The organism is Levilactobacillus zymae, assembly GCF_032190635.1.
GTDB classification, from domain to species: Bacteria; Bacillota; Bacilli; order Lactobacillales; family Lactobacillaceae; genus Levilactobacillus; species Levilactobacillus zymae_A.
In genome coordinates, this window is sequence record NZ_JAVLAS010000001.1 from 162,684 (window position 1) to 187,948 (window position 25,265).

General features: G+C 54.0%; 24 protein-coding genes and 1 pseudogene. 8 read left to right on the forward strand and 17 right to left on the reverse strand.

Annotated elements, in window-relative coordinates; translation table 11 throughout:
* Positions 1-103: 103 nt before the first annotated feature.
* Positions 104-3,193, reverse strand: a complete 3,090-nt coding sequence (locus RI501_RS00620; RefSeq protein ID WP_313819872.1) for a YfhO family protein — start codon at positions 3,191-3,193, stop codon at positions 104-106.
* Positions 3,194-3,380: 187 nt separating this feature from the next.
* Between RI501_RS00620 and RI501_RS00625 the strand changes: the two genes are divergently transcribed.
* Positions 3,381-3,902, forward strand: a complete 522-nt coding sequence (locus RI501_RS00625; RefSeq protein ID WP_313819873.1) for a QueT transporter family protein — start codon at positions 3,381-3,383, stop codon at positions 3,900-3,902.
* 46 nt (positions 3,903-3,948) lie between these two features.
* Here the strand turns inward: RI501_RS00625 and RI501_RS00630 are convergent, their stop codons facing one another.
* Complete coding sequence (locus RI501_RS00630) at positions 3,949-5,760, reverse strand: DUF2207 domain-containing protein (RefSeq protein WP_313819874.1); 1,812 nt, start codon at positions 5,758-5,760, stop codon at positions 3,949-3,951.
* Between the two features lie 575 nt (positions 5,761-6,335).
* Positions 6,336-7,787, reverse strand: a complete 1,452-nt coding sequence (gene cls, locus RI501_RS00635) for a cardiolipin synthase (protein ID WP_313819875.1) — start codon at positions 7,785-7,787, stop codon at positions 6,336-6,338.
* 121 nt (positions 7,788-7,908) lie between these two features.
* Between cls and RI501_RS00640 the strand changes: the two genes are divergently transcribed.
* The gene (locus RI501_RS00640; RefSeq protein WP_313819876.1) at positions 7,909-8,064 is read left to right on the forward strand and encodes a hypothetical protein; all 156 of its coding nucleotides are present in this window, start codon (positions 7,909-7,911) and stop codon (positions 8,062-8,064) included.
* A gap of 79 nt (positions 8,065-8,143) precedes the next feature.
* On the opposite strand, the gene RI501_RS00645 is transcribed toward RI501_RS00640, so the two are convergent.
* Complete coding sequence (locus RI501_RS00645) at positions 8,144-8,956, reverse strand: DNA/RNA non-specific endonuclease (protein WP_313819877.1); 813 nt, start codon at positions 8,954-8,956, stop codon at positions 8,144-8,146.
* Between the two features lie 221 nt (positions 8,957-9,177).
* On the opposite strand from RI501_RS00645, the gene RI501_RS00650 reads away from it, so the two are divergent.
* The 4 genes from RI501_RS00650 to fucP all read left to right on the forward strand — a co-directional run bounded on the left by RI501_RS00650 (position 9,178) and on the right by fucP (position 12,291).
* The gene (locus RI501_RS00650) at positions 9,178-9,720 is read left to right on the forward strand and encodes a hypothetical protein (RefSeq protein WP_313819878.1); all 543 of its coding nucleotides are present in this window, start codon (positions 9,178-9,180) and stop codon (positions 9,718-9,720) included.
* Positions 9,721-9,835: 115 nt separating this feature from the next.
* Positions 9,836-10,096, forward strand: coding sequence for a hypothetical protein (locus tag RI501_RS00655; protein ID WP_313819879.1), 261 nt, complete (start codon positions 9,836-9,838; stop codon positions 10,094-10,096).
* 372 nt (positions 10,097-10,468) lie between these two features.
* Entirely contained in the window at positions 10,469-10,864 is a 396-nt protein-coding gene (gene rbsD / locus RI501_RS00660) for a D-ribose pyranase (protein ID WP_313819880.1), read from the forward strand.
* A 68-nt stretch (positions 10,865-10,932) separates the two neighbouring features.
* Positions 10,933-12,291 carry an L-fucose:H+ symporter permease gene (fucP, locus tag RI501_RS00665; RefSeq protein ID WP_313819881.1) on the forward strand — a complete coding sequence of 453 codons (1,359 nt, stop codon included), beginning with the start codon at positions 10,933-10,935 and terminating at the stop codon, positions 12,289-12,291.
* Between the two features lie 500 nt (positions 12,292-12,791).
* On the opposite strand, the gene RI501_RS00670 is transcribed toward fucP, so the two are convergent.
* The 8 genes from RI501_RS00670 to lepB all read right to left on the reverse strand — a co-directional run bounded on the left by RI501_RS00670 (position 12,792) and on the right by lepB (position 19,055).
* A complete protein-coding gene (locus RI501_RS00670; RefSeq protein ID WP_313819882.1) occupies positions 12,792-13,631 on the reverse strand; it encodes an AAC(3) family N-acetyltransferase in 840 nt (279 codons plus the stop codon).
* 62 nt (positions 13,632-13,693) lie between these two features.
* Complete coding sequence (locus RI501_RS00675; protein WP_313819883.1) at positions 13,694-15,025, reverse strand: C1 family peptidase; 1,332 nt, start codon at positions 15,023-15,025, stop codon at positions 13,694-13,696.
* A 149-nt stretch (positions 15,026-15,174) separates the two neighbouring features.
* Positions 15,175-15,825 carry a TetR/AcrR family transcriptional regulator gene (locus RI501_RS00680; protein ID WP_313819884.1) on the reverse strand — a complete coding sequence of 217 codons (651 nt, stop codon included), beginning with the start codon at positions 15,823-15,825 and terminating at the stop codon, positions 15,175-15,177.
* A 1-nt stretch (position 15,826) separates the two neighbouring features.
* The gene (locus tag RI501_RS00685; protein ID WP_313819885.1) at positions 15,827-17,023 is read right to left on the reverse strand and encodes an ABC transporter permease; all 1,197 of its coding nucleotides are present in this window, start codon (positions 17,021-17,023) and stop codon (positions 15,827-15,829) included.
* The gene (locus RI501_RS00690) at positions 17,001-17,744 is read right to left on the reverse strand and encodes an ABC transporter ATP-binding protein (protein ID WP_313819886.1); all 744 of its coding nucleotides are present in this window, start codon (positions 17,742-17,744) and stop codon (positions 17,001-17,003) included. Before RI501_RS00690 ends, RI501_RS00685 begins: the two co-directional genes overlap by 23 nt.
* A 105-nt stretch (positions 17,745-17,849) precedes the next feature.
* A complete protein-coding gene (locus tag RI501_RS00695) occupies positions 17,850-17,984 on the reverse strand; it encodes a hypothetical protein (RefSeq protein WP_313819887.1) in 135 nt (44 codons plus the stop codon).
* Entirely contained in the window at positions 17,981-18,304 is a 324-nt protein-coding gene (locus RI501_RS00700; RefSeq protein WP_313819888.1) for a MarR family winged helix-turn-helix transcriptional regulator, read from the reverse strand. The genes RI501_RS00695 and RI501_RS00700 overlap by 4 nt, the downstream gene beginning before the upstream one ends.
* 160 nt (positions 18,305-18,464) lie before the next feature.
* Complete coding sequence (gene lepB, locus RI501_RS00705; protein ID WP_313819889.1) at positions 18,465-19,055, reverse strand: signal peptidase I; 591 nt, start codon at positions 19,053-19,055, stop codon at positions 18,465-18,467.
* 324 nt (positions 19,056-19,379) lie between these two features.
* On the opposite strand from lepB, the gene RI501_RS00710 reads away from it, so the two are divergent.
* Positions 19,380-20,567, forward strand: a complete 1,188-nt coding sequence (locus RI501_RS00710) for a multidrug effflux MFS transporter (protein ID WP_396442500.1) — start codon at positions 19,380-19,382, stop codon at positions 20,565-20,567.
* A 48-nt stretch (positions 20,568-20,615) separates the two neighbouring features.
* Here RI501_RS00710 and yaaA read toward each other — a convergent pair.
* From yaaA to RI501_RS00730, 4 genes and pseudogenes are all read right to left on the reverse strand, one after another.
* A pseudogene (yaaA, locus tag RI501_RS00715) lies at positions 20,616-21,363 on the reverse strand (peroxide stress protein YaaA).
* 169 nt (positions 21,364-21,532) lie between these two features.
* Positions 21,533-22,207 carry an ABC transporter ATP-binding protein gene (locus RI501_RS00720; RefSeq protein WP_313819891.1) on the reverse strand — a complete coding sequence of 225 codons (675 nt, stop codon included), beginning with the start codon at positions 22,205-22,207 and terminating at the stop codon, positions 21,533-21,535.
* 4 nt (positions 22,208-22,211) lie between these two features.
* Positions 22,212-23,270 carry an ABC transporter permease gene (locus tag RI501_RS00725; protein ID WP_313819892.1) on the reverse strand — a complete coding sequence of 353 codons (1,059 nt, stop codon included), beginning with the start codon at positions 23,268-23,270 and terminating at the stop codon, positions 22,212-22,214.
* A 9-nt stretch (positions 23,271-23,279) separates the two neighbouring features.
* Positions 23,280-23,789 (reverse strand): TetR/AcrR family transcriptional regulator, encoded by a 510-nt coding sequence (locus RI501_RS00730; RefSeq protein WP_313819893.1) that lies wholly within the window; start codon positions 23,787-23,789, stop codon positions 23,280-23,282.
* A gap of 161 nt (positions 23,790-23,950) precedes the next feature.
* Here RI501_RS00730 and RI501_RS00735 point away from each other — a divergent pair, with 161 nt between their 5' ends.
* Positions 23,951-24,520, forward strand: a complete 570-nt coding sequence (locus tag RI501_RS00735) for a cadmium resistance transporter (protein ID WP_313819894.1) — start codon at positions 23,951-23,953, stop codon at positions 24,518-24,520.
* Between the two features lie 108 nt (positions 24,521-24,628).
* Here RI501_RS00735 and RI501_RS00740 read toward each other — a convergent pair whose 3' ends face one another.
* Positions 24,629-25,264 carry a pyridoxamine 5'-phosphate oxidase family protein gene (locus tag RI501_RS00740; RefSeq protein ID WP_313819895.1) on the reverse strand — a complete coding sequence of 212 codons (636 nt, stop codon included), beginning with the start codon at positions 25,262-25,264 and terminating at the stop codon, positions 24,629-24,631.
* Position 25,265: the final 1 nt, after the last annotated feature.

The following is a 25,265-nucleotide window of genomic DNA, read 5'->3' on the forward strand; positions in this document are numbered from 1 at the left end:
AGTCGTCTAGTCATAAATGAACAGACAAAAGCAGCGTTACCATCCGGCAACGCTGATCCGTTCTCGCTTATTTTGCATCACGCTGGCAGCACCAGCCCCCTAGTTAGTCTGCTGGTCGGCGCCAATCCCACCACCAGGTCGCGCCCAGGAGGATGATTGCCCCCAGCAACGTCGCGCCCAGCCCGCCGCCAAGCCCCGGCGTGCGGTAGGTTAAGCGAATCCGATGAGTCCCGGCGGGTAACTGCGCCCCCACAAACCCGTCGTTAACCACCTGTGTTGCCGTTGGTTGCCCATCGACGGTCAACCGCCAACCGGTTGAATACGGAATCGACGTGGTCAGTACCCCGGGCCGCGTTAGGGTCAAGGTCCCGGTTACCCGATTATCGCTCACGCGCCCGTTCCGCAGTCCTCGCCGCTGGGCCGCATGGACTTGACGGTCGTACTGCGAGTTAAACGGCATCGCGATTAGTTTTACCGACTTAAAGGACAAGCGGTGGGTGGTGTTAAACGTGATGTCAACGGTCTGCCGCCGCTGCCGACTATAACCCAGGTTAAGTAGCACCCGGTGCTTGGGTTCATAATCCGACAGGTTATCAATGCCGAATTGGGAGAAGGCCTTACTCTGATTACGCGTCTTGGCCGTTACCCAATAATCCCCGAGATCGGGATTGCTGACGGCATCGCGCCAGGCATTTAACTTGGTCAGATCTGAGCGTGGGGTTAGCCCCAAGACGCTGGTATTGTCCTGTGCCTGCAATTGTTCGCGCGTCGTGAGCTTTTCGGCCTGAATGCCGTCGAGCTCTAAGTAAAGTTCGGTCCCCTGCGCGGCTTGCGGGTTAGTTAGCGTCAACGTATAGCTCAGCGGATGTCCCTGCGCATCGCTCGTCATCTGCCGCAACCCGTGACTATTGGCCTGTTGCGTCTGGTCAATGATGTGTTGATTTTGGAGGAGAACCCGCTCTAAGGCGGCCCGCCGCTTGTTCAGTTGGACCAGGGGGGCGTTGGCTTGCAGATCACGGTCGCTTAATAAGCCGTTACTGTCGGTCTTGAGTTCCGGTTCCTGTAAGGTCGCACCAAAATTCGCCGTTTGCTTCTGATTCAAGTTACCCTTCTGTCCGGCCGTGGCCTGTTGTAACCGGTACTGCACCACCTTATTAACGCTATCGATCACCGGAACCGTGTTGGGCGTCACCGTATAATCCAGGGTCCGCTGTTCGGAGTGGTAGGTGGCTGCCGGTACCCCCGCCTGTCGCCGGGACACCACGGCAGCCTGGGTCAGGCTCCGCTCTCTGTCCGGTGCCGATAATCGTCGCCACTGGGCCTGGGTCAGCGCCCGGGGTTGGCTGTATACCAGGGGAAACGCTAAGTCCGTCGTCATCACCTGGGTGCCGGTCCCGTTGGATAACCCGTAGACGGCCCGTTCGTTAAATACCTTTTTGGCCGCGTGGTAACCATACGACGTTGCCACTTGGTTGGCTAATTGATCCTGCCGGGCAAAGAGGTACTTCACCCCTAACAAATTCGCCATCGCCGTTCGGTTGTCGGCCTGGGTAATGGGTGAGTTCATGGCGTATTGTGAATTTTGTAAGTCCTGGCTAAATTGCCCAACATACCCGTTTTCCACCGAAAAATATGACATGATCCCGTGTAACTGATGAGCCATGGTGAAATTATTCCCCACCGTTCTAAAGAGGTTATAGTTCGGTAGGCTGCTGACCCGGTTAAACACCCGATCGGCTTGTGGCACGGTCTGGGCACCGTCGTAGTAATCTTTTAAGTACTGGGTGGCGTCGTGGCGACGGAGCTGTTGCGTGGCCTGGGTCCCCGCGTTGGGATCGTAATACCCCCAAGCGTTCGCCACGAGATTGAGGCCCAATAATGTCCCGATTAAAACCCGGGTTATGTTCACGGGTTGTTGCCCGCTGCCCACCAAAACCGCGGCGGTTGCCAATAATAACCCATAAGTAATCAAATTACGTCCCGGGTTATCAAAGACTAACCCGTTGCTGAAATAAACCACCACCAATAGTCCGGCGGTCGCCCCGCCTAACCAGCGGCGGTCCTTGGCCGTCAAGGTTGGCAGGTGATCCACCAGGGTCATCAACGCCAGGGTCACCGGCACGGCGGCCAACAGGAGCCAACGGTTGGACGGCGTCGAGAAGACGTTAAAGAACGCCGCTACGGCGGGAATGCCAAGCCCCAAGAGCACGAGGACCAGGGTCAGAGCCAGCCAGCGGTGCCGTTTCCAATGGACCAATACGTCAACACAACCCAGAAATCCCAGACTGCTCATGCCCAGGATGGCCCAGTAGCTCAGGACATTTCCCGTGGTCAACACAGCGTTGCCAAGCTTAAGGTAGTAACTGAACGGATAGAGCCACAGGCCATTGGCAAAGGTTGCCGCCGCCCGAGTCGAATGTAGCATCATCAACAGCGATGGCAGCATTAAAACGCCCGCCAAGAGGGCACCACTCACCGCGGCGGCCAAACACCGCCGGACGGCACTTCCTAGGCTAATCGCTAGCTCGCCGCTGGTCTTCAACGACCAATAACGAATCACGGCATAAATCAGGCTTCCCAAACCTAAAATGTACGCAAAGTAAAAGTTACTTAGGATGGTTAACCCGGTCACTAAGCCTAAGAAGGTCCAGTTGCACCCGTGATAGAGCCGATCGATCCCCACTAACAGGAGCGGGAACCAAATCATTGGCAGCAAAAAGAACGGGTGGTGAACGCCGACCATTAACGAATACCCGGTAAACGCGTAGGCCACCGTGCCCAGTAACTGAGCTAACGGCGTAAAGTGGTAGCGCTTAGCCAGGGGCAGAAACGCCAAACCCGTGGCGTATAGCCGCAACACGATAAAAACACCGTAACCGGTCTCTAGAAAGCGTACCGGCAGCAGGGCCAGCACGTAGGCGAAGGGATCCCCCAGAACATAATAGGCTAATGTGGTTAACTTATCCGCCCCTAAGCCAAAGGTCCACGACCACCCGGTAACCCCTAACAACCCCTGTTGAGCCAACAGACGGTGCAGCTCAAGCATGACCGGATAATGCTGGGTAATCCCGTCCATATTCCAAATCAACGTCCGGTTCGCTAACGCCAAGACCCCAAAACTTAACGCCGCGATGACGCCGAATGCAAGCGTGTACACCAGTGCTAACGGCCACCGGTGATGTGCTATCTTCATTTTCTCCCGAACCCCCAATATTTTAACCGGTTTCAAAATCTTCTAATCTCAATGTACAAAGCTAACCAGTCGGTGTCAAACCCTTTTCGACGAACTTCTCCTGACGACTTTGCCAAAGCGTACGTTTTGCGCTACTCTTATAAAGGTTTTCTAAAAACTGAAGTCATAGCAAAGGAAGGAATTTCTCGTGAATTCTAAGAAAAGTTTTTTAGGGATCGATAGCCCCCGCGACATGGTGCTAGCGGCCCTAGTTGCTGCCCTCTACGTCGTGGTTACGATGGCCTTGCCAGCCCTAAGCTATGGTGTTGTTCAGGTTCGTTTCTCCGAAATGTTCAACCACCTAGTCAGTTTTAACCGGCGTTACATCGTCGCGGTCACGCTGGGCGTCTTTGTCGCTAACATCTTTGGATCCTCGCTGGGTCTCCTCGACGTGGTGACCGGGACCACCCAAACCTTACTGGCCTTACTGGTCATGTACTGGTTGGGACGTTACGTCCCTAATAAGATCGGCAAGCTGATTCTCAACACGGTCGTGGCCGTCTTCTTCATGTGCATGATTGCCTGGGAATTCGCCTTTATCGCCAAAACAGCCTTCTGGCCAACCTTTTGGGCCAACTGGTTATCCATCGGTGCCGGCGAACTCGCCAGCATGGTGGTCGGCGGGATCATTATTTACCTGCTCAGTCTTAAAATCGATTTTACCAAGTAACCGAAAACGGCGGCCAGTTGGTCGCCGTTTTTTTGATATTTGGTGATTAAAACGCCCCGCCACCGGAGCCGCCACCGAAACCACCCGAACTACCGCCGGAAAAACCGCCGGAGCCGCCCGTGGTGGAACTAGCGCTCCCCGAAACTTGAAGTGAGCCGGAAATTCCAGAATTAATCGCGTCCCCAAAATCGGCCAAGCCGTAGTTACCGGTACCGATATAGAAACCGACAAATCCGGCCGCTAGGGCATCGGCGCCGAAGTCGACCTTTAGTTTAGCGATGACCTGCTTGGACAGCCCGAACGCCGCGGCGTAGGGTAGGATATCTTCCCACAGGATCAGGTCGCCAATTTGAGCGGTGTCGAAGTGACCAATGTCCTTTAACATCCGGCGAAAACCGCCGATGTCGTTGACCAGGATCAACCCAGCCGCGTTATTGCGGTCGATATGCTGGCGCAGTCGCCACACGCTGACCCACAAAACGATGAGGCCCAGGCCACTCAGGCCGGTCACCCAAGCGCCCACGGTGGCGTTAACCACCCAGCTCACCCCGGCCGTTAAGACCAGGAGAAGGGTCAACCGCAAGCCGCGCGTCAGATATCGTTGGCGCAGTGCCACGTTATCGGCGTCTTGATAGGGCTCAACGTCGCGGTTGACCTCTTCTTGCCACTGGTGGAACCACTGGCCGAGGCGGCCCTGTTGGTCCTTTTTTCCGTACTGTTTCAAATCAGCCAACGTAAACGAACCGTCCTGGCCGATGGTTTGAAAGCAGTGGGTCAAAAACGAATTATCCAGGTCGGCCTTGCGCGTCAACCGCATGGTCTGGTGCCGCCCCTGCTTTTCGGCGGTCAGGCTCAGCTGCCGCCGACTCGCCGCCCGCAAGATTTCTCCGGTCAGCGCGTTGGTGTTCGGCGCCGCTTCGTCCACTAACGACTCCGCTACGGCCGGGGCCACGGTGGGCACGTCAAATGAGTGTGGAATCGGAATGGGGTGCGGGTAGCGGTTGCCCGGATGGCGGCGGAACCACCGGACGTCCAGCCCCGCAACGATCAGGGTCGCCGCTACCAGTACAGCCAAGCTCCCGCCCACTAACCAGCGTTGCCGCTGGCGTTTGGCGTTAGCCTGTTGGGCCAGCTGCGCCTCTTGCCGTTGGACGGCGGCCTTTTTCTTCTGCGCCACGCGTGGTGCTAGTGGTGTCACGCTGGTGGGAAACAGCAGCTGACTTTCGACGGCCGTTTGCGCGGCGACCTGTGGCACGGTCAGGATGACCCGGCCGCGTTGCCGGTCGACCTGGGTGTGCCCCGTCAGTGGACCGTGCGTCCAAGCCTGCAGCTGGGTAATCCGTGTGGCCGGCAGTTGCAGGGTCACTTTAACCTGACGCAACGGGACTTCCCAGCCGGTCCCAATCACCTTCCAATTCAGTTCGGCGGTGTCGGTGTAGTTCGTGACCACGCCGGTTAGTGCCAGGTGATACGTGACCCGCAAGGTATCCCCGTCCGTGACCGGCCGGTAGACCTTAGCCTTCAGGCGCGCCGCTGATTGGGTCAACTGATAAGTATTGGTCGCCCCCGTCGTTGCGGCGGAAACGGTCCGCGGCGTCTGGCCATTCAGTTGGGCGATCACCCCCGTCAAACGGCCACCCTTGATTCCCCGTAAGTCTTGGACCACGAAGACGCCGTGGTAGTCATCGTCGAACCGATAAGTCACGTGTTGCGTGAGAGTCGCGTTCCCGTTTTTATGTATGTCAATCTGGGTTCGATACGCCGCAATCTGATAGTCGGCGTGGGCGGTCACGGGAGATAGATTCCCCACCACGACCAGTCCCAACAGAACCCAGCCCCAGTACCAACGCTGTCGCATGTTAGCCCCTCCTCCATTCGCGTTTAGGCATCAACAATCCCTATCAGTGTAGCATAGGTCACCCGCCGCCGCTCAGAAACTATACACTAGTGACTTATGATTGACTAGGGCCTGTCTTAAAAAACCAAACCCTAATTTAAATAACCATCTGTTACCTAGCTAGTTGAAAAAATATAGTTCATTTTTTATAACTCATGTAAGCCGGAGAGCCAGTCAGAAATAGGCTCAGGGGTGTCGTTTGTGTTGGTCGGCGTTTTTTGTCGACCTAGACAAAGGTCGATCTTCAAGACCTGGTCTGCGGGCTTGAAGTCGTGCCCACCCCGTTCCAGCCCGTTTCTGACTGGTTCGGAGGCGATGTTAGGAGAAAATTTTACTTTTACCCTCTTTGAACTAAGCGCAAAAAAGGCCACCGTTTGGGTTAAACGGTGGCCCCCTTCACACACATTTTGTTAGATTCTGCCAAAAAGCCTAACGCCCACCGGAAAACCCGTTTCCAGCCTCAATCCGGTCGTTAGTCCAGTTCGTCAGCACCCATAGAATACACCCGCCCCGAAACAACACCAACTAATTTGCTTTTATAGAATTGGTGAAAGCAGCCGTGAAGCCGTCTGCTTGAACTTCAAGTACCACGACTGTTGGTCGAACTTCTCCGGCGTAATCAGTTCACTATGGGTCATGTCAATTTTGAAAATATTCTCTAATTGCGTGGCGATTTGCTCGTCGTAGATAAACGCGTTAATTTCGAAGTTTAACTTAAAGCTCCGATAGTCCATGTTGGCCGAGCCCACGGAGGCTAACTTACCATCGACCACCATGGTCTTGGCGTGAATGAAGCCATTATGGTAGTAATAAATTTTAACGCCATCGTTAGCCAACTGCCGCGCATAATATTGCGTCGCCCGGTACACGAAGGCGTGGTCCGGCTTGTCCGGAATCATGATGCGCACATCAATGCCGGCCATGGCCGCAATCCGCAGCGAATCCAAGACACTGTCGTCGGGAATCAGGTACGGCGTCTGAATCCACAGACTCTTTTCGGCCGTCTGGATCATCCGCATATAGCCCATCTTGATCTGCTGGAGATCGGAGTCCGGTCCGCTAGATACAATCTGCAAACTAGTTTCCCCCTTCACCGTCGTTAACGGGAAGTAGCGGGGATTGATCTTCTGGTCGTCAAAGGGATGGTCGCGGTCCGTGGCGTTCCAGTCGAGCATGAAGCGCGCCTGCAGTGAGAAAACCCCGGACCCGATGATCCGTAAGTGAGTATCGCGCCAGTAACCAAACTTTTCCTTACGCCCTAGGTACTGGTCGCCAATGTTAAAGCCCCCGACGTAGCCGACCCGGCCATCGACGGTCACAATCTTCCGGTGATCTCTAAAATTCAGCCGGAAGTCGATGACGGCCGACCGGGTCCCCAGGAAGGGTTCTACGTGGCCCCCAGCGTCCATTAGGGGTTTAAAGAATCGTTTCCAAGTCCCCATCGAGCCCCACGGGTCATAGATTACGCGGACTTCGACCCCGGCGCGCGCTTTTTGCACCAGCAGGTCGAGAATCTCGTTACCGATCCGGTCATTGTAAAACGTATAAAATTCGATGTGGACGCTAGACGTGGCCTGTTCGATATCTTCCATCATCATGCGAAAGAGATCGTGGCCATCCGTGATCACCTGGACCTTGTTTTGGCGGGCCAGGAAGGCTTGATCAGTCGACATGAACATGTTGACCATGTTGATGACCGAATGGCTGATCCGGTCGGCTGGCATGATTTGTTTGCCCAGCTTCTGCCGTTGCTGTTGCAGGCGTTCGTCCAGCTGCATCGCGACCTGATGTTGCAGCCGAAACATCCGGCCCTTCGGCAGCTTTCGCCCGATAAAGGCGTAGGCAATAAAACCGACGATGGGAACTAGCACTAGCACTAGCATCCAGGCCCAAGTTGCGGCGATGTCGCGTTTCTCTCTAAACACCGTTAGAAAGGCCAACACCGCGTTCAGGATAATAATCGCTTCAATAATTGCAGAAATACTCACAGTTCGCTCCTCCTTCACACCTTGTCCTTTTCATAATACGCCAAAACCAGTAAATGTCTTTACTTTTTTTTAAGTTTTGAATCGTCTACAATAAGAATAATTCTTAAGGGGGGGTCACTCAATGCTCACTCACGGTATCATCCTCTTGGGCGGTCTCCACGGGACCAGTCCATTTCGGGTCTTCCACTGGATTTTTCGAGAAAATCCGATGGTGGGGATTATTCTCCTCGTCGGTATCGTTTTGTATTCAATTTACCGGTACGCTAACCGCCGGTAGTCCTGCTAACTATTTAAAGAAGGATTCCGCAGAATCAACGCGATTCTGAAGAATCCTTCTTTTTAATGTTCATGCTTGTTTAGAACGCCGCGGCTGGGTCACCCATCTGGCTGTACCCCGTATCGTAGGCAATCTTAACGCCCGCCTGAATGTTGAAAATGTAGACGTTGTAGCTGATATCTTTGGTTTCAATCGACTGGGCCTGCATGTGCACGCCCCGGGCGACCAGTTCGTTACCCCGAAAGACCGGTTGGACCTGGTAGCGCACGTGGTCACTGGGGTGCGTCCGCAGGTAACTGGCCACCGGATTCTCGTAAGCCGTCATGCCCGGATCGTTAAGCGAGCGGGTCCCGGTCATCAAGTTCTTCCAATTATTATTCTGCCCCGTCAGCTGATAGCCGATCAGGTGACAGCGATTATACAGGTAGCCGCGCTTACCGTTGACCGTGTAGGATTTGTTGTGCCACCCCGTGGGCGTCACGTTGAGCGGTTGCCGCTTGGCGGTGGGCATGATGCTCTTGCTCAACATCGCGTTAGCCGTGGTGACCCGGTTCAACCCGTCCAGGTTACCATAGCTTTGCCAGGCCCCCCGCTTTAACGACAACTCACTACTGGTGAAGGTCGGCTGATTATGATTGACCGCCACGATTTGCGTCCCCTGATACTTGGCCCGTGCTAGCGCCTTGGTCGCCACCGATTGCTTGGGGGTGGTGGTTGATCCACTCGACTTCCCCGCAACCTGATTAATGACTTGACTGGCTTGGTCCGTAATTTTGCGAGCCGTGGGGTTCCCTTGACTGCTCAGGCTCCCCACTAACCCAATCACCACTAATAGAAGCGCCCCATAGATGGAGAGCGACGACCCGCGACGACGGCGACGACGTTTACCCATTGCTGATTCCTCCCTCAATTCTCTGCACTGTGTTCCTATTCTACCAGAAAAAGGCGAACAGTTGTGCGCCTTTGTGGGGCGAAATTGTCAACGGAACTTAATCTTTTTTTAACGCCCTGGGCGCAAAACGGTTGCGCGTCCATGCTATACTGGTCAGGGATAGGGAAAGGTTTAGATAACGCGGTCCGCCGCGCGATTATTTTTAATGAGGTGAATTTCAAATGAAGAAAACCCGGATTTACGCGACCATCTTAAGTCTGGTGGCCTTAGTCACGATCGGGTTAGCCGGCTGCAGCAAGAGCAGCCAATCCGGCAGCAACCAACAAGCCAGCTTCAAGAATCAAACCACGAAGAAAAGCGACGTGAAATCGACGATCACCAACACTCAGCAACTCTGGTACGTCGCTGGTAGTGTTAACGCCAAGAGCAACTCCGGACTGGAAGCCTACCGCTTCAATAAGAACGGCAAGGCCACGGTCTACAACGTTGATAAGTTCTACAAGACTTACAATGCCGCCAAGAAAGCCAAGGCGTTAAATAAAGCGGGATCGTTGAAGGCCACGTTTACCACCAAGGGGCAACGAACCGTCATTCGCTTTAAGGGCAAGCTTTCGGGAATTCCGATGACCCAGAAGTTTACGGTGAAGAAGACGCTGACAGGGACCAACAAGTCCACGGGCTTGAAGGTTGCCGGCTACCACATTGATCGCGACGTCGACGAAGACGTCACGAACGCCGTGCTGGTCAAAATCACCAATAATTAATTGAACAATCCCGGGCCTGTGACCAGTCGTCCAGGCCCTTTTTGCTGTACTCAGCCGCCTTTCACTGACAGCGCTACCATTTTGCGGTATCATGGGGCAAAGGAGCGTGATCTTGATGTTATCACACCACTGTTTGACTTCCCTGACCCCCGCCGAACTCGCTACGGAACGGAAAGCCTACCAAGACTTGATTCGTGAGTATCCCTGGTTAATTCCCGCTACGGTAGCCGTCGGCGCTCTGCCCGCGATGATTGCCGCCCACGGTTTCTGGAAAACTCGGCAACTTAAAAAACAGCTCCAAATCGAACGTGAAAAAACGAAACAACTGACCTTGCAAATGGGAAACGCCCCGAAGCGTCCCCGCTTGCGGCATTAAACGAATTAACGACGGCCAGACCGTCGTTTTTTTGCGCCATTTTTAGACCAACCAGCTCATGATTAATCGGATGATTGGTCAAGCTTTTTTTATACTTCCTTTCACAAGAAGCGGCTCCTCTGAAAGCAGTATTGGCGCTGCATAAGCAACCTCAATGCAATGGCAAGGGTTTCAAAAAAATCGTACAATTTTCACATTGGGTCTTGTAAGCCTTTTCGGTTTGTGATAACCTGATTCATGTTGTTAAAACGTTTTACATATTAGATGGGCCATCACGCAAACGATTGCATCTGCGGTCTACGGTTCTTGTAAAACGTTTTACATCCGACAAGTTACGTTACTTAAAATCTCGTTTACGGAGGAATTGCGATTATGAAGAAAACTACTGTGATCAACTCAGAACTCTCAACCGTTATCGCTGGCATGGGCCACATGGATTGGCTAAGCATCGGCGACGCCGGGATGCCCGTCCCAATGGGTACCAAGAAGATCGACTTAGCCTTGACTAAGCAACTGCCCAGCTTCTTAGACGTCTTGAAGAATGTACTGAGTGAACTTGAAGTGCAAAAGATTTACTTGGCTGAAGAAATGAAGACCCAAAACCCTGAACAACTACAAGCGGTTAAGGACCTAATGCCGAACGTCGAAATCGAATTCATGCCCCACAGTCAGTTGAAGAAGGACTTAGCCCAAACGCACGCCTTCGTCCGGACTGGTGAAATGACACCTTTCTCCAACATCATTTTGGAATCCGGCGTCACCTTCTAATTTTATTTTTTGCCATTATGTATAACGTTTTACCTAAAATCAGGCTTTAAAAGGAGTGGAAATTTACTATGCAAGCAGCTGAAACAAACAAGCACGGTTGGACGCAGCTGGCTGACGGTTACTTAAGCAAGACCCCGATTTTCCAATTTATCCTGGTCTCCTTGATCTTCCCACTATGGGGAACCGCCGCTAGTTTAAACGATATCTTAATCACCCAGTTCAAGACGGTTTTCCAATTAAACGATGCCGCCACGGCCTTTGTCCAAAGTGCCTTTTACGGGGGTTACTTCTTAATTGCGATTCCGGCCTCATTAATTATTAAGAAAAATAGTTATAAATTTGCCATTATGACCGGTTTAATCTTCTACATCGTTGGTTGTGGCCTGTTCTTCCCCGCTTCACGGGTAGCCACTTACAGCATGTTCTTGGTTGCCATCTTCGCGATTGCGATTGGGTTGAGCTTCCTGGAAACCTCCTGTGATACATACAGTTCCATGTTAGGACCGAAACAGTACTCCACGATGCGGCTCAACATCTCCCAGACCTTAGTACCGTTAGGGGATATCATGGGGATCGTCTTAGGGAAGTACCTGATCTTCGGTTCCGTGGGTAACTTATCCGAAAAGATGAGTTCCATGCACGGTGCTGCACGGATTGCCTACGGGGAAAAGATGTTACAACTGACCCTGCGGCCTTACAAGTACATCCTGATCGTGTTGATCGTGATGTTGGTCATCTTCGCGTTGACCCCAATGCCACGGGCCAAGGCCACGGCACAATCCTCCGAAGCCAAAGAAGCTGAAGAAGAAAAGCCAAGCCTGGGCGAAACCATCAAGTACCTCTCCCACAACAAGCGTTACATGAAGGGTGTTTTAACCCAATTCTTCTACGCTGGTGTGCAAACGACGGTTTGGTCCTTCACGATTCGTTTGGCCCTGAACCTGGACAACAAGATCACGGATAGTGCCGCTTCGACCTTCATGATCTACAGTTACATTGCCTGGTTCGTTGGTAAGTTAGTGGCTAACGTCTTCATCAGCCGTTACTCCATCACCCGTGTCTTAACCTGGTTCTCCCTGTTAGGGACCTTGTCTCTGGTCGTGACCTTCACGATCCCAAGTATGATTGCCGTTTACACGGCCATCTTAACTAGTTTCTTCTTCGGTCCAGAATGGCCAACGATTTACACCCACACGTTGGATGCCATCACCGAAAAGAAGTACACCGAAACTGGTGGTGCCATCATCGTTATGGCCCTGATCGGTGGCGCGATTATCCCCGCCATCCAAGGGTTGGTCTCCGACATGACCGGTTCGATGCAGTTCTCCTTCATCGTCCCAGCCATCGGTTACCTGATCATCACGCTGTACTTCTTCTTCGAACACCGCTTCGAAGTTAAGCACCCTGAACTGATGCAAGAACACTAACCTTAATGTTCAAGTCCGTTACCTATCCGGTAGCGGACTTTTTTTGTGTCATCCTTCCCGCTTTACGGGCCATCACCGTGTTTTCACGATTCCCCGACCACAAATTTTAAGAAAATAATTTTATTCGAAATTAATTATGATAATAATTACTTTATTAACCAATCTGACATTTTAGTTCACAACTAGCGCCTTATTTTCAACTAAACTAGGCTAAACAATTAGAAAAAAGTAATCAGAATGGCTTTTCACCCTTTTTTCATAACTGATAACATAATACTAATTGTTTACATTAATTAGTCATTAATTTTCTTCACAATTTCTTCACAATTTGCGGTTATGCTACGGGTATACCAAAAACCTAATTAACCAACCTTTATTCATTTTATCCACCAATAAAATGAATCCCGTTCTAACCAATCGGGTTGACCGCCTCCTAACCAGGGGCGGTTTTTTTCGTGACTAATAGCGTCGGCAGGACTCCCCTACCGGCGCTATGTTGGTTATGACGAATGGTGTTTTAGGCGGGACAGTTGCCGCCGGTCCTTCTGCCGGTAATACTCCCGGGCAAAGTTAACCAATGGTCGAATGGCCACCACGGTAATGGTCCCGGGCACCACCGTTAGCCGCTGAACGGCCCGCGGATGGGCTTGTTCAAACCGCGCCCCCAGGGTATTAAAATCATGGTACGGCGCCAGCGCCACGTTTTTAAAGGTGGTCCACACCGGCCGATCGTCTTGCCAGACCGGGGCCGTTTCGGTAAACTGCGGCCGATCGATCGTGGATTCCGCCAGATGTAGGACCGTACAGCTCGCATAATCAGTACCGAGCATGACTACCTTCCCATCTAAGGCGTAGAGCTTCTGCAGCGGACTAGCGGGGCCAAACGGCAGATCGTAAGTGGTGGTCTCACAGATTTCCACACTATTCTGCCCCCCAGCACACAACGAATAGAGCGGATGGCCACTCCGGACTGTTCCCGGCAGGGTCCGAAAATACTCCGGCGTCTTCCCGATAAAGTGAGTCGGACTCAGATGACGGTCAAAGGGTGGCATACTGGCGTGAATCCGTTCAGCCGCTGCGGGGGTGGCCGGTGGCAGTTCCCAGCCACCAGGATCGGAATAGTCAGCGGTCTGCGCGGGCATGACGATGTTGCCCTGCCGCAACACCCGTTTAAGAACCGACACCACGGTCTGCTCACCACCAGGAATGTAGCCAAACTGGCTCAACGCTGTATGTACTAAACAACTATCGGTCTCTTGCAGGCCTAGCGCCAGGAGTTGATCTGCTAACTCCTGCGCGGTTACCACGGCCGTAATTGGTTTTTGCTGCCATGCCGACATGTCATCACTCTCCTTTGAAAAAAAGCGCCGGCGCCTAGGCGTCAACGCTTCGATTAGCTAAGTTAATTCAACGAATCCCAGGCCGGTAAGGTTTCCGGCGTGGTGGTCAGAATGGCGCGCTGTTCCGGCATTAAGAACCGCTTGTGGACCACGACTTCGTAGACGAAATCGTCCATCCAGTCGTCGGTCATGACGAAGTAGCCCTTGTCGCCGTTCTTCTCACCCCAACTATTTTCAACCTTCCACCGCGTGGGTTGGTCTTCCACCAGGTCCACCCCGGTAAAGGTCATGGCGTGAGAAACCTCGGCTTCGTGATATTCCAGGCGTTGGGCCTTGGTCAGACTCAAATCGACGCCGAACAGGTCGGCGGTCTGGTAGAGGTGACTATCGAGGAAGCCCCGTTCCCGGCTCATCTGTTGGAGCACATCGTTACCGAACCAGACCGTCTCACCGGACTGCAACTGCGCGATGGTGGCTTGTTTGAGGTCCGCCATCGGCAAGTTCAGGAAGGTGATGTGCTTACCGCCCACCACGTTGTCCTGGCTCGGCAACGCGTAGAGCTTGTCATAGGCCTTATCCGGCGAGTTCGATAGGACCACGTAATCGTCCAAATCGACGTCAAAGTACTTGGTAAAGAAGTCCTGGGGCGTCAGGTTGGCGTCACGGTGATATTGGTGCTTGTCGTCCTTATATTCGAGGTCAAACGTGGTCGGCGGTTCGCCGATCGAGTAGGCCGCCATCCGGTAAACTTCGCTTAATGCGCTCTTGCGGGCCGCTGCAATCTGCGCGTCGGTGGCATGGTCGGCCACCAATTGCCGCAGGGTCACGGCGTCCTTTCGGAGTTTCAGGTCCAACGCCGCCGCGAACCCGGTAGTGTCATTGGTGTTAAAGGATTCCGGCATGGCACTGGTCGGGACCACACCATACTTTTGGACTAATGCGGCGCCCATGGCCCACTGACCACCGTCTTCTCCCGGCCGGGCTAGGTAGAAGCTCACTTCTCGGTCATCGGCCGGTCGGTCGGCCGTGCGGAGAATGTTGTCGTAGAAGATGTTGGCCCGTTCAATCTTGTCCCAGAAGAACAGGTAGCTTTGGGAAAGCTCGAAATCCTTAACGTTGTACTTCGCGGCGAATTGGTGCCGTAGCGTGTTTAACGTGGAGAACAGCCAGCAACGGCCGGAATGCTTCTGGTTGGACACCTTACCCGTATCCAGTTCCACGGAGAAGGTCCGGTTCAAGCGTACGTTGGCGTCTGGATCCTCGGCAGCGGCTAAGACCCCACTCTTACGAACCGCCCGGCTAATCACCTCATGCGCCGGTTGTTGGACTAAGTCGGCGTGCAGCGCCGCTAGATCGGCCGGTGTTAACGCCGAATTCGTTTGTGTGTTATCCATAAACTCAATTCCCTCTTTCAGCTAAAATGAGAGTTCTCATAATAATCTCATAATGAATATTTTTATTTTAAGCCTTTCCCCTGACGAACGCAATCACTCCGACCAAAAAAGTGGCTAGTTACGACTAGCCACTTTCTTTATTAGAATATTTATTTAGGCGCCAATCCCTGATCCAAGAATTCGATCAGATACGGGACCCGTTGGTTAAACAGCGCAAAGTCGCCCTGTAAGTTGGCGCGCATCACGTTAGTCAGCATCGTGCCGATGATGAATTGACACACCATGTCATTCGGCAAGGCGGTCAAGTCGTGTTGCGCTCGTAACTGGTCGAGGATGGGGTACAACGTTTTTTGAATGATGGGGCCCGCATTTTGCATCACCGCTTGCCGTAAATCTGCTTGGATTAGCATTTCATTGATCAGCACTTTGCCCACTTGCCAGTTTTCCGCCAGAAAGGCCGCTCGGTTTTCAACCAGTGACGTGAGCAACTGATGGCGCGTCAAGTCCTGCATGGTCGTCACCTGCTGGGCAAACTCGCTCATCAAGCGCGGCAACACGGAGGTCACCATCGGCTTTAGTAGCGCCGCCAACAGTTCGTCTTTGGTCTTGTAGCGCCGATAAACCGTGCCCTCGGCCACCCCCGCGCGATCCGCAATCTGCTTGGTGGTGGTGTTGGCAAACCCCTGCTCGGCAAAGAGCGCGAGGCTGGCCGCCAACACCTGTTTTTGTTTGGCCGGAATCTCGTGATCCTCGGCCATGACCTGCTCAAAGGCCGTGCGAATATCCGTATTTTTTCCCATTTTAAACCCTCCGATACCGTTTTAACCCGACCACGTTGAGGGCGGTAAAGACCACCGCAAAGAGGAGCAGGATCCAGAGGTCCCCGCTCACGTCGCCCAGGCTAAAGCCCCGGGTCGCAACGTTCATCAACGCGTCTCCACCATAATACAACGGGAAGATGTGGGCGAGCCACTGTAACCAATCGGGCATGGTTGAAATCGTAATGATACCCGAGAAGAAGACCTGCGGCACAATCAGTAGCGGAATGAACTGGACCATTTGGAATTCCGAGTTGGCAAACGTCGAGATGAAGATCCCCATCGATAACGCCACCATCGCCAAAAGGAAGTTGATTAGCAAGATGAGCCAGACACTGCCCAGCATGTGGACGTTAAAGACCGTCAACGCGAAGGTCACCGTGATGATGGTCTGAATCACCGCAAAGATCCCGTAGCCCACCAGGTAGCCGGTAATGATTTCACCCCGGCGCACCGGCGTGGCCAGTAACCGGGTCAGCGTTCCCGTGGTCCGTTCGTTTAACAGGGAAATCCCCGAGATCAGGAAGACGAAGAAGAACACGAAGAACCCTAATAGGACCGGCAAGAAGGTGTCAAAGAACGTCGAGTCGGCGTTCCCGTACAGATAATGGCTGGTCACCGTATGGTTGGGGGTCGCTTTAGGCTTGGTCGTGGACCCCGTGGCCCCGACCGTTGCCGTCTGCCCGCGCGTCGTCCCCTGGGCCGTTTGCAGCTTTTGTTGTTGAGCCATCACGGTCTTTAAGACCTTAGCCTGTTGCTGAAGGACCCGCTTTTGGGTCTTAGTGGCCGCGACGAGCGCTTGGACCTTCAGCTTGGTGACGCCGCCCTGCAAGGCCTGCTTGACCAGCGCCGTATCGCTGGGCTGACTGTTGGCATAGGTCACCGTCAACTTGCCGTCTTGTTCGTGGATAAACGCCGCCAAATTGTGCTGGCGAATCGTCGTCTTGGCGTCGGCGTGATCACCATAGGCCGCCAGGTCCGTGTGTTTGTTCTTGAGGGCCTTGACCAGGCTGGTGTTGACGTTGCTGACCCCGATCTTCGCCACGCTGGTCGAATTGTTCTGGAACAGAAAATACATCAACGACAGGATAAACAGCGGTGCGATGAACATCAACGCCAAGGTCCGTTTATCCCGTAACATTTCACGTAAAACGCGTTTAACGATTGCTATGGTTCTCATCTTGGAGCCGCCCCGCTTTCAAAAAGACTTGTTCAATCGTATCCACCGCATACTCCCGTTTCAAATCGGCCGGGGTCCCCTGCGCTAGCGCGATCCCCTCGCGAATCAACATCAGCTCGTCACACCGCTCGGCCTCGTCCATCACGTGGGTGGTCACCAGGATGGCCTTACCGTGTTGCTTGAGGGTCCGTAGTTCCGCCCAGATCTGCTGCCGCAGCTCGGGGTCGATGCCGACCGTGGGTTCATCCAAGATCAACAGGTCGGGGTCGGCAATCAGCGCGATGGCTAAGGACAACCGCCGCTTCATCCCCCCGGAGTAGGCGCTAACCCGGCGATCCAGCATCTCGGTCAAGTTAACCACCTGGGCCACGTGCGCAATGCTACTGGTTAGTGCGGTCCCCGCGACGCCCATCAGCTCGCCGAAAAAGCGTAAGTTTTCCCGCGCCGTCAGCGTCTCGTACAACGCATCGCTTTGGGCCATGTAGCCAATCTTCTGCATGATCTGCCGGTTAGGCATCTCGGTCCCCAAGACCGTGGTGGTGCCGGAATCGACCTTTTCCATCCCCAGAATCGCCTTGACCAGGGTGGTCTTCCCCGCCCCGGACGGGCCAATCAGTCCCATCACACGGCCGGCTGGTAAAGCCAAACTAATTTGTTTTAAGACCACGTTGTCGCCAAACCGCTTGGCCACGTCGCGGACATCAATCATGGGTTGCGTCATCCTTCTCACGTCCTTTACAATTTATGTAAGTGAGTGCTCACTCATTTATGATTTCATCTTAAGGCGGGTGACGTTAAAAGTCAACCCGCCGAGACTGCTTTTCTTCTATTCTGTTGATTCCGGGTGCTCGTTGGCCACGGCTCGCAAGGCCAACTGGCGAATCTGAGCCACTAGGTCGTCATGTTGTTCGACCGGAAGATCGCTCAACAACTCGTCGGCCACGGCCTGCCGTAATTTCACAATTTTAGGATAGAGCTGTTCCCCCGCCGGGTAAGGGATAATTCGTAGACCCGCTTGTCGTTTTTCGATTGATTCTTCCGAACGTACCCTAAATTCACCAATTGATTCACGGCCCGGGTGACGTTACTGGGGTTCAAGTAGGTCAGGCTAATCAGTCGATCCTGGGTCATCCGAGGCTGTTCATGTAGGCGTAAGATATAGTAGTACATACTGGCATTCAACCGATAGGGTTGCAACCGCCGATCTAAAGCAATCCGCGTGTAGCGATTGGCAATCGATAACCACTTCAATATATCCGAATCATTGGCTGGGGTAACCATAAACTCAGACTCCTCTCGTTAAAATTACGTGCGCAAGCATATACTAATTGGCGGTAAAAGTCAAGCTAGCCCCTTCGCCTGGCGGTTAGTACGCCCGCCTTGAGCAACGCAAAAACGTGGTAAACCAGGGGGAAGCGCCCTAATTCACCACGTTTGAGTTTTAGTAAGCCAGCGAATTAACGTTCGTCCGCTTAGTCTTAGTTGACGTCCAGAATGGCACCTTAACGACGCCAACGACCTTATCTTGATCGACAAAGCCCCAGTAACGGCTATCGTTCGATACGCTCCGGTGATCCCCCAGAACAAAGTACTTGCCCTTAGGCACTACGGTCACTTTTTTACCCTTGGCCCAGCCATTTTGCTTCGAAATGCTGGCCAGTGTCCAGTTCCCCGTTCCGGAAGTCCGTTCGGCTTCACTAATGAAGCTTTGCTTAATCTTCTTATTATTCACGTAAAGGTAGCCGTTCTCACTCTTGACCGTGTCACCGGATAAACCGATGACCCGCTTGACGTAGTTGGTGTGCGTCTTCGCCGACGGGTCTTCACCGTAAGCGTCAAAGACGATAACGCTCAGGTGCTTCACCTTGGCCGGCTTATAAGCGATAACCTTTTCCGCATTGTCCAGGTTCGGTTCCATGGACGGTCCATCGACCTTGACCCGGGTAAAGACAAACTGTTTAATCACCAACGCGATGGCTAACCCAATCAGAATTGGGATAATCCAACTCATAACTTCCTTTGTTTTTTGCATAGTGTGGCTCCTTATAATCATAGAAATTAATTTCAAACAATAGCGGTCATCATCAACGGCCACTACCGCATTAGAGTAAGCTTAACTGTCTTTAATCTTACCATTTACAACGTAAAATACCCACTTTTTAGCCGAAATTAATCTTTTTGTGAAGAATCTGACCGGACTAGACCGTCCAACGCTTGCAAAATCCCCATTTTCCCGCAATAATAGCCTGTAGCTGGCCAATTTACCAACCGATCCCTGACCGGACGATCCTGGTAAGACCAGGTTACGACTTAACAAGTTCTTTAACGCGACATACTAACCGAAAGGGTGACCTCTTTGAACGCTTCACTAACTCGTGGCCGGCAAATCTGGCTCACACTCCTCCTGGGGACCGTGAGTGCCACCGGCCCGTTAGCTATCGACCTCTACTTACCGGCCCTGCCACAGATGCGGACCCAATTCATGACCAGCGCCTCGTTGATGCAGCTGAGTATTACCAGCTGCCTGATTGGCCTCGCCTTAGGGCAACTCATCGCCGGTCCCCTCTCCGACCAGCACGGGCGGCGACACCCACTCGTCATTGGCTTTATCGTGTTTGGCCTGGTGTCTCTAGCCATTGCCTTTATCCATTCCGTCACCTTGTTAATTACCCTGCGCTTTATTCAGGGGATTGCCGGGGCGACCGGCCAGGTCATTGCCCGCGCCGTCGCCCGTGACCTCTTTAGCGGCAAGAAACTTACGCGTTTTTACGCCATGCTCAACACCGTCAACGGGGTCTTCCCGATTATTGCCCCGATCATCGGGGGCTTCATGATTCGCTACGTCGATTGGGAGGCCGTCTTTATTCTCTTGGCCGTCATCGGTCTAGTCATCGCCGCGGCCGTCTTCTTCGGGCTACACGAAACGCTGCCGGCTGACCAACGGCAAGCGGGGGGCTACCGCGCCTCGTTTGTGGCCATGGGACACTTCTTCACTAACCCCGCCTTTTGGCCCATGATCATCGCTACCGGGTTAGTCTACGGCGGCCTGTTCAGCTACATTTCGGCTTCAACCTTCGTCTTTCAGACCGGCTTCGGTTTACCACCTCAGACCTTCAGCTTGCTCTACGCCCTCAACGGTCTGGGTATCGTGGTGGGAAGTAACCTCCCGGCTCGGTTGGCCAAACGGTATTCGAATCGCCAACAACTCACCGGGCTCCTCCTGGCGGCCCTGGGTGTCAGCGGCCTGTTGCTGGTCTCCTTACTCTTCCCGGCCAACGTCTGGTTGGTCATCGTGTTGGTCTTACTCATGGTCGTGTTAATTGGTGGGTTGCTCACGCTGACCGTGACCCTCATCATGGACCAGGCCTCGCAAAATGCCGGCAGTGCTTCGGCCGTGATTGGCTTAGCCCAAAACACCTTCGGGGGACTTGCTTCACCGTTAGTCGGCATGTCCGGTAGTTCTTACGCCGCCATGGCCGTCATGTTATTCGTTTGCAACGCTGGAGCTTTGGGACTCACGCGTTTCCAACAACATCACGTTTAAAGTTAAAACGACCCGCCTTGCCGTTATCGGCAGTGCGGGTCGTTTTCCTTATTTCTGATAAATAAACACCAGGTGCCGCGCCGTCGACCGTTCCTGACTGAACCGGTAATCCGGATGGTCGAATTGCCGAATCCCCGCCACGTCCGTGACCTGGTGTTCCGCTAAGTACCGGACCATCGCTCCGCGAGCCATCTTAGCGAGCGTCGCCTTGACCTTCACCTGACCGTCAACCAGGCTCCCAAAGGTGACCTCGATGAGTTGGTCTTGCGCCGTCAAATACGGTGTCACGGCCTTGGTGTATTCCTGCGAAGCCAGGTTCACCACGGGACCCTGGTCAAACTGTAGCGCGCGGTACAGCCGCTCCCCCCAAAAGGCGTACAGATCCTGAGCGCCCCCCTACCGCCAACTTGGCCTGCATTTCCAAGCGGTACGGCACCACCCCGTCAAACGGGCGTAGGATGCCGTAGAACCCCGAGAGAATGCGGAGATTTGCTTGGACATAAGCCAGGGCCGGGGCCGTAAATAGGTCGGGCGCCATGTACTGGTACTGAATGCCGCTATAGGCAATTAGTGCGGGCGTGAGTTCGCGGGTCAGCTCAAGCTTATGCAACCAGTCGTAGTTGGGGCGGGCTAGCCGATCGCTACAACGCCACAGCGCCTTCGCCTGCGGGTACGTTAACCGCCGCAATGCGGTTAAAATCTGTTGGGTCTGGGCCAGATACTCGGGCTGGTCCCGCACGGCAAAGTCGTCGGGAGCCACCACCATCTTCTTCGCCGGTGCAATCATGATCTTCACGTCAGTCGCCTCCTTAGAAGTTCAGAATACCACAAAACTAGTCCCCTTAACCGCCTAGCGCGTTGGTGCGCTCCACCAAAAAGCGCCCAGGGTGAAGTGAACCCCTAGGCGCTAATTTTTAAGTTGCAAGTTGTTTGCACCAGAGTCAGCCGGCCGTTCAAGCCCGGCCTTACACTTCTAAAGTTAAGTGCCCGTCCATCAACTGGTAGACGTGGTCAGCGAAGTCACGGAGCCGTAAGTCGTGGGTGACCACCACGATGGCCTTGTTCTGTTCGCGGGCCAGTCGTTGGAGTAAGGCTCCCACGACCTTGACCCGGTCACTATCCAACGCCGCCGTGGGTTCGTCGGCCAAGATGATGGCCGGATTCTGGTACAACGCGCGGGCAATCGCTACCCGTTGGCTTTGCCCCCCGGAAAGCTCAGCGGGGTACTGGTTGACCACCTTGTCGATGCCCAGATCCGCCAGTAACTTGGTCAGGTCCGCCGCCGACAGGTTACCCTTAGGCTTGACCTTGTCGACCAGCCGAAACTGGTCTTTGACGGTCAGGTACGGTACCAGGTTATGCGCTTGCAAAATGAAGCCGATCCGGTTCAACCGCATCTGATCACGGTCTCTGGCCGATAGTTGGCCCAGGGCCTGACCATCGATCTGGACGTTCCCCTGACTAGGCGTTTGTAAGCCACCGGCGATGGTCAGAAAAGTACTCTTCCCCGCCCCGGACGGTCCCAAGACCAGACTCAATTCACCGGCCGTGGTTTCGAAGTTAATGTCCGTTAGAACTTGGACCCGACTGGTCTTTTGCCCAAAAACTTTATTGACGTGTTCCAATGTTAAAGTTGCCATGCCTTTATCCTCCAATCACGGTAACGGGATCGACCTTGAGAATCATCCGCACGGGAATCAGTGCGCCTAGTACCCCGGTCAACAGGATGCCTAGGGTCACCCCACCCAGCAACGGTAAGTTAAAGCTGATGGGGACGCCCAGCGGTAAGGCCCGCATGGTCGCAAAGGTCAACAATGCACCTAAGACTAGGCCGCTGACCACTAAGACTAGGGCCTGACTGATGGTGTTGCCCACCAGAAAGCGCGCCGGGATTCCCTGGGCCCGTAAGACCGCGTAGTTCGGTAGCTTCTGCATGGTCAGGATGTACAAGAAGACCGCGATGACCACCACGGCGATGATCATCAAGAACCCAATCATGAAGCCGAAGGTCGTGTTCTGGGCCGAATACCCCGGTAATTCGTTCACGAAGGTCTGAACGCTATAGGTCTTCAACGGACTCGTGGTAATCTTCCCCGACTTTTGTGACACAATGGCGCTGGCCTGCATGGTTGGGGCCACCCCCCGTAACGTCCGCCAAGCGCCCAACGTCCCGTAAACCACCGGGGCCACGTTGAGTTTAGCGTTCTTGGTAAAGCCGACGATCGTAAACTTGGTGTTGACCGAATTTAACGTGATGTGGTCGCCCACCCGGTACCCCTGGTTCTGTAACGAGCTATCGGCGACCACTTGGCGGTTGGTCGTGGGCTTATGCCCCGTGGTTAGCTTCAGGTTCTTGGCGATAAATTGCGTTTGGTCTAACCCTAAGAACTGGGCCGACACGTTGGTCTTACCCTTGGCCTTGGCGACGACGCCCGCTTGACCCACGTAGGCCTGGTGCTTGGTCAACGTTAATTTATTGGCCGTGGCGGTGGTGATCAGCGACTGTGACAGACTCACGTTGGCGTCGCGGTCGAGAGTCACCGTCTGGGCGTCCCAACTATCGATGGCCTGGGTGTTCTGTTGCGCCAACCCGTAGGCCAGCCCACTCAACACGTAGACCAAGTAACTAATTAATAAAATCATGCCAATGATCAAGCCGTAACGCAGCTTTTCGTGGCGAATTTCCTTTAGTGCTAAAAACATGGGGCCCTCCTAACTGGCTAATGCGGCCAACGCCGTTCGTAACCGCTGCAGCGCCGCGGCCTGCTGGTCGGGCGCGAGTAAAATCTCCTTGATGGTCGCGTGACTCAACACCATCGCCGCCCAAGCCGTCGCCGGTAGCGTGGTGGGAACCTGCGGCGGGGTCGGCAACAGGCCTTCGTTTTGGGTAAAGTGTCGTTGAATCAACTGGTAATAGCGACTGTTGCTGCCCTGATCGACAAACCGCACCACCGCTTGGTAATCCGTCATCAGGTCTTCGGTCCGCGCGTCGTTGGGGATCGCCTGGTGAATCTCAGCTAAGGCCACCCCGTACAGGTATTGATAGGCGTCGGTCAAATCGGCAAAGTACTTATAAAAAGCGCCCCGGGCAATGTCCGCTGCCGTCACAATCCGCGCCACCTGGGCGTCGGCCAGACCGTGATGGGAAAATTCCGTCAGTAGGGCCGCCGTGATGCGGGCCTTTTTTTCTGGAGCTAAATGGTCAAACGTTGGGGTTGGCATCACCCCACCTCCTCGAATAGTGACACCGTGTCACTTAATTACTCATCAGTATAGCTATAATGTGACACCGTGTCAACTTTAAATTAAAAGTTTTTATAATCGAGACCAACATCCTATGGTAATCTAGGATTCAAAGACCTTTTGCAGAGAGGACGGTTACTTTGCTAACCACGATTTTAACGGGCATCGTTGCCTACGCATCCACCAGTATCGATTGCTTAATTCTCTTAACGCTCCTCTTCGGGCTCCACGGCAGACACGCGGGCCGTGCCATCTATTGGGGGGATTTTCTGGGCACCACCCTGCTGCTCCTAATCAGCGGGGCCTGCGCCTACCCGCTGCGGCACCTGCCCCAATCCGTGATTCTAGGGATCCTCGGTATCTTTCCCATTCTAATTGGTCTCAAGACGTTGCTTAGCCACCCCGCCGCATCGGCAGCCCCGGACCTCGGCACGGTGCACCGCCGCTTACCCGGGACCATCGCCCTCCTGATCGTTTCGACCGGCGCCGATAACATCAGCGTCTACATCCCCCTGTTCACCCAGGCCACCACGCCGCAGGTCGGCATCCTGTTGGTCACCCTGTACGCCATGCTCACGCTTTTTTACCTGATTGCCCGGGGCCTGGCGCGTTTTCCCAACCACCGGTGGCTACAAAAAAACGAGCGCCTCATCACCGGCACGCTGTACCTGTTGATCGGCTGCTCGTTACTTTTCAAGGCTTACATCTGACGCCGCGCGAAAAACGGCCTGACCGCGTCTCCCCATTCCGGGAAACGGGCCACGCCGCTTTAATCACTATTAGATAAATTGGGGAAACCCTGTCAACGAGCGGCCCCCTTACTCTTGGTCGTTGACCGAAGCACTACTGGTGGCGTCCGGCGTTTCCGTCTCGTTCGCTGTCGGCACCGTATCGTCGCTAATGATTTCTCCCTGGTCGCCATAGTGCAGCCCGCGCGAAACCGGTTCGTGCAACCCCAATGCCGTCTGCCAAGCCGCCGTAGGGTGATGCACACGAGCCGAGATGTCGGTCACGTCAATCTGCCAGACGGCGACCTTGGCTAGCTTCTCCGGATGAATCGCCACGGGAATATCGCGCACGTAGCGGTGTAACAGGACGCGTAACGCGTGGGCCTTGGCGTTCACGTCGGTCAACGTGGTCACCTGACCGTGACCCATGACGCTACGAAAGGCCGGCCCGAACGCGCCTTCCTTGGGTGGCGTGTAGGTCAGGTGTTCATGACCCACGTCCGTCTCAAACCCAATCTTGGGATTAGTAGCCAGGTACCGCCCCTTTTGGCCATCACTGGTGCCGTGAACGTACAACCGGTAGTGCCCGTCGGCGGTCTCCTCGTAGCCGTAGTGCACCGGCACCACGTACGTTCCCACATCATCCTGTAACCCCAGTCGCAAAATCTTACAATGGTCGAGCACCCAATTAATGGTCGGGTGATCCAAGTAAAGTTCCTTACGCATG

Excerpts from the sequence above, each read along its gene's own strand:
- RI501_RS00620 (WP_313819872.1), bottom strand. The coding sequence starts at position 3,193 with ATGAAGATAGCACATCACCGGTGGCCGTTAGCACTGGTGTACACGCTT.
- RI501_RS00630 (WP_313819874.1), bottom strand. The coding sequence starts at position 5,760 with ATGCGACAGCGTTGGTACTGGGGCTGGGTTCTGTTGGGACTGGTCGTG.
- RI501_RS00640 (WP_313819876.1), top strand. The coding sequence starts at position 7,909 with ATGCTCACTCACGGTATCATCCTCTTGGGCGGTCTCCACGGGACCAGT.
- RI501_RS00645 (WP_313819877.1), bottom strand. The coding sequence starts at position 8,956 with ATGGGTAAACGTCGTCGCCGTCGTCGCGGGTCGTCGCTCTCCATCTAT.
- RI501_RS00650 (WP_313819878.1), top strand. The coding sequence starts at position 9,178 with ATGAAGAAAACCCGGATTTACGCGACCATCTTAAGTCTGGTGGCCTTA.
- RI501_RS00655 (WP_313819879.1), top strand. The coding sequence starts at position 9,836 with ATGTTATCACACCACTGTTTGACTTCCCTGACCCCCGCCGAACTCGCT.
- rbsD (WP_313819880.1), top strand. The coding sequence starts at position 10,469 with ATGAAGAAAACTACTGTGATCAACTCAGAACTCTCAACCGTTATCGCT.
- fucP (WP_313819881.1), top strand. The coding sequence starts at position 10,933 with ATGCAAGCAGCTGAAACAAACAAGCACGGTTGGACGCAGCTGGCTGAC.
- RI501_RS00670 (WP_313819882.1), bottom strand. The coding sequence starts at position 13,631 with ATGTCGGCATGGCAGCAAAAACCAATTACGGCCGTGGTAACCGCGCAG.
- RI501_RS00675 (WP_313819883.1), bottom strand. The coding sequence starts at position 15,025 with ATGGATAACACACAAACGAATTCGGCGTTAACACCGGCCGATCTAGCG.
- RI501_RS00680 (WP_313819884.1), bottom strand. The coding sequence starts at position 15,825 with ATGGGAAAAAATACGGATATTCGCACGGCCTTTGAGCAGGTCATGGCC.
- RI501_RS00685 (WP_313819885.1), bottom strand. The coding sequence starts at position 17,023 with ATGAGAACCATAGCAATCGTTAAACGCGTTTTACGTGAAATGTTACGG.
- RI501_RS00690 (WP_313819886.1), bottom strand. The coding sequence starts at position 17,744 with ATGACGCAACCCATGATTGATGTCCGCGACGTGGCCAAGCGGTTTGGC.
- RI501_RS00700 (WP_313819888.1), bottom strand. The coding sequence starts at position 18,304 with ATGGTTACCCCAGCCAATGATTCGGATATATTGAAGTGGTTATCGATT.
- lepB (WP_313819889.1), bottom strand. The coding sequence starts at position 19,055 with ATGCAAAAAACAAAGGAAGTTATGAGTTGGATTATCCCAATTCTGATT.
- RI501_RS00720 (WP_313819891.1), bottom strand. The coding sequence starts at position 22,207 with ATGGCAACTTTAACATTGGAACACGTCAATAAAGTTTTTGGGCAAAAG.
- RI501_RS00725 (WP_313819892.1), bottom strand. The coding sequence starts at position 23,270 with ATGTTTTTAGCACTAAAGGAAATTCGCCACGAAAAGCTGCGTTACGGC.
- RI501_RS00730 (WP_313819893.1), bottom strand. The coding sequence starts at position 23,789 with ATGCCAACCCCAACGTTTGACCATTTAGCTCCAGAAAAAAAGGCCCGC.
- RI501_RS00740 (WP_313819895.1), bottom strand. The coding sequence starts at position 25,264 with ATGCGTAAGGAACTTTACTTGGATCACCCGACCATTAATTGGGTGCTC.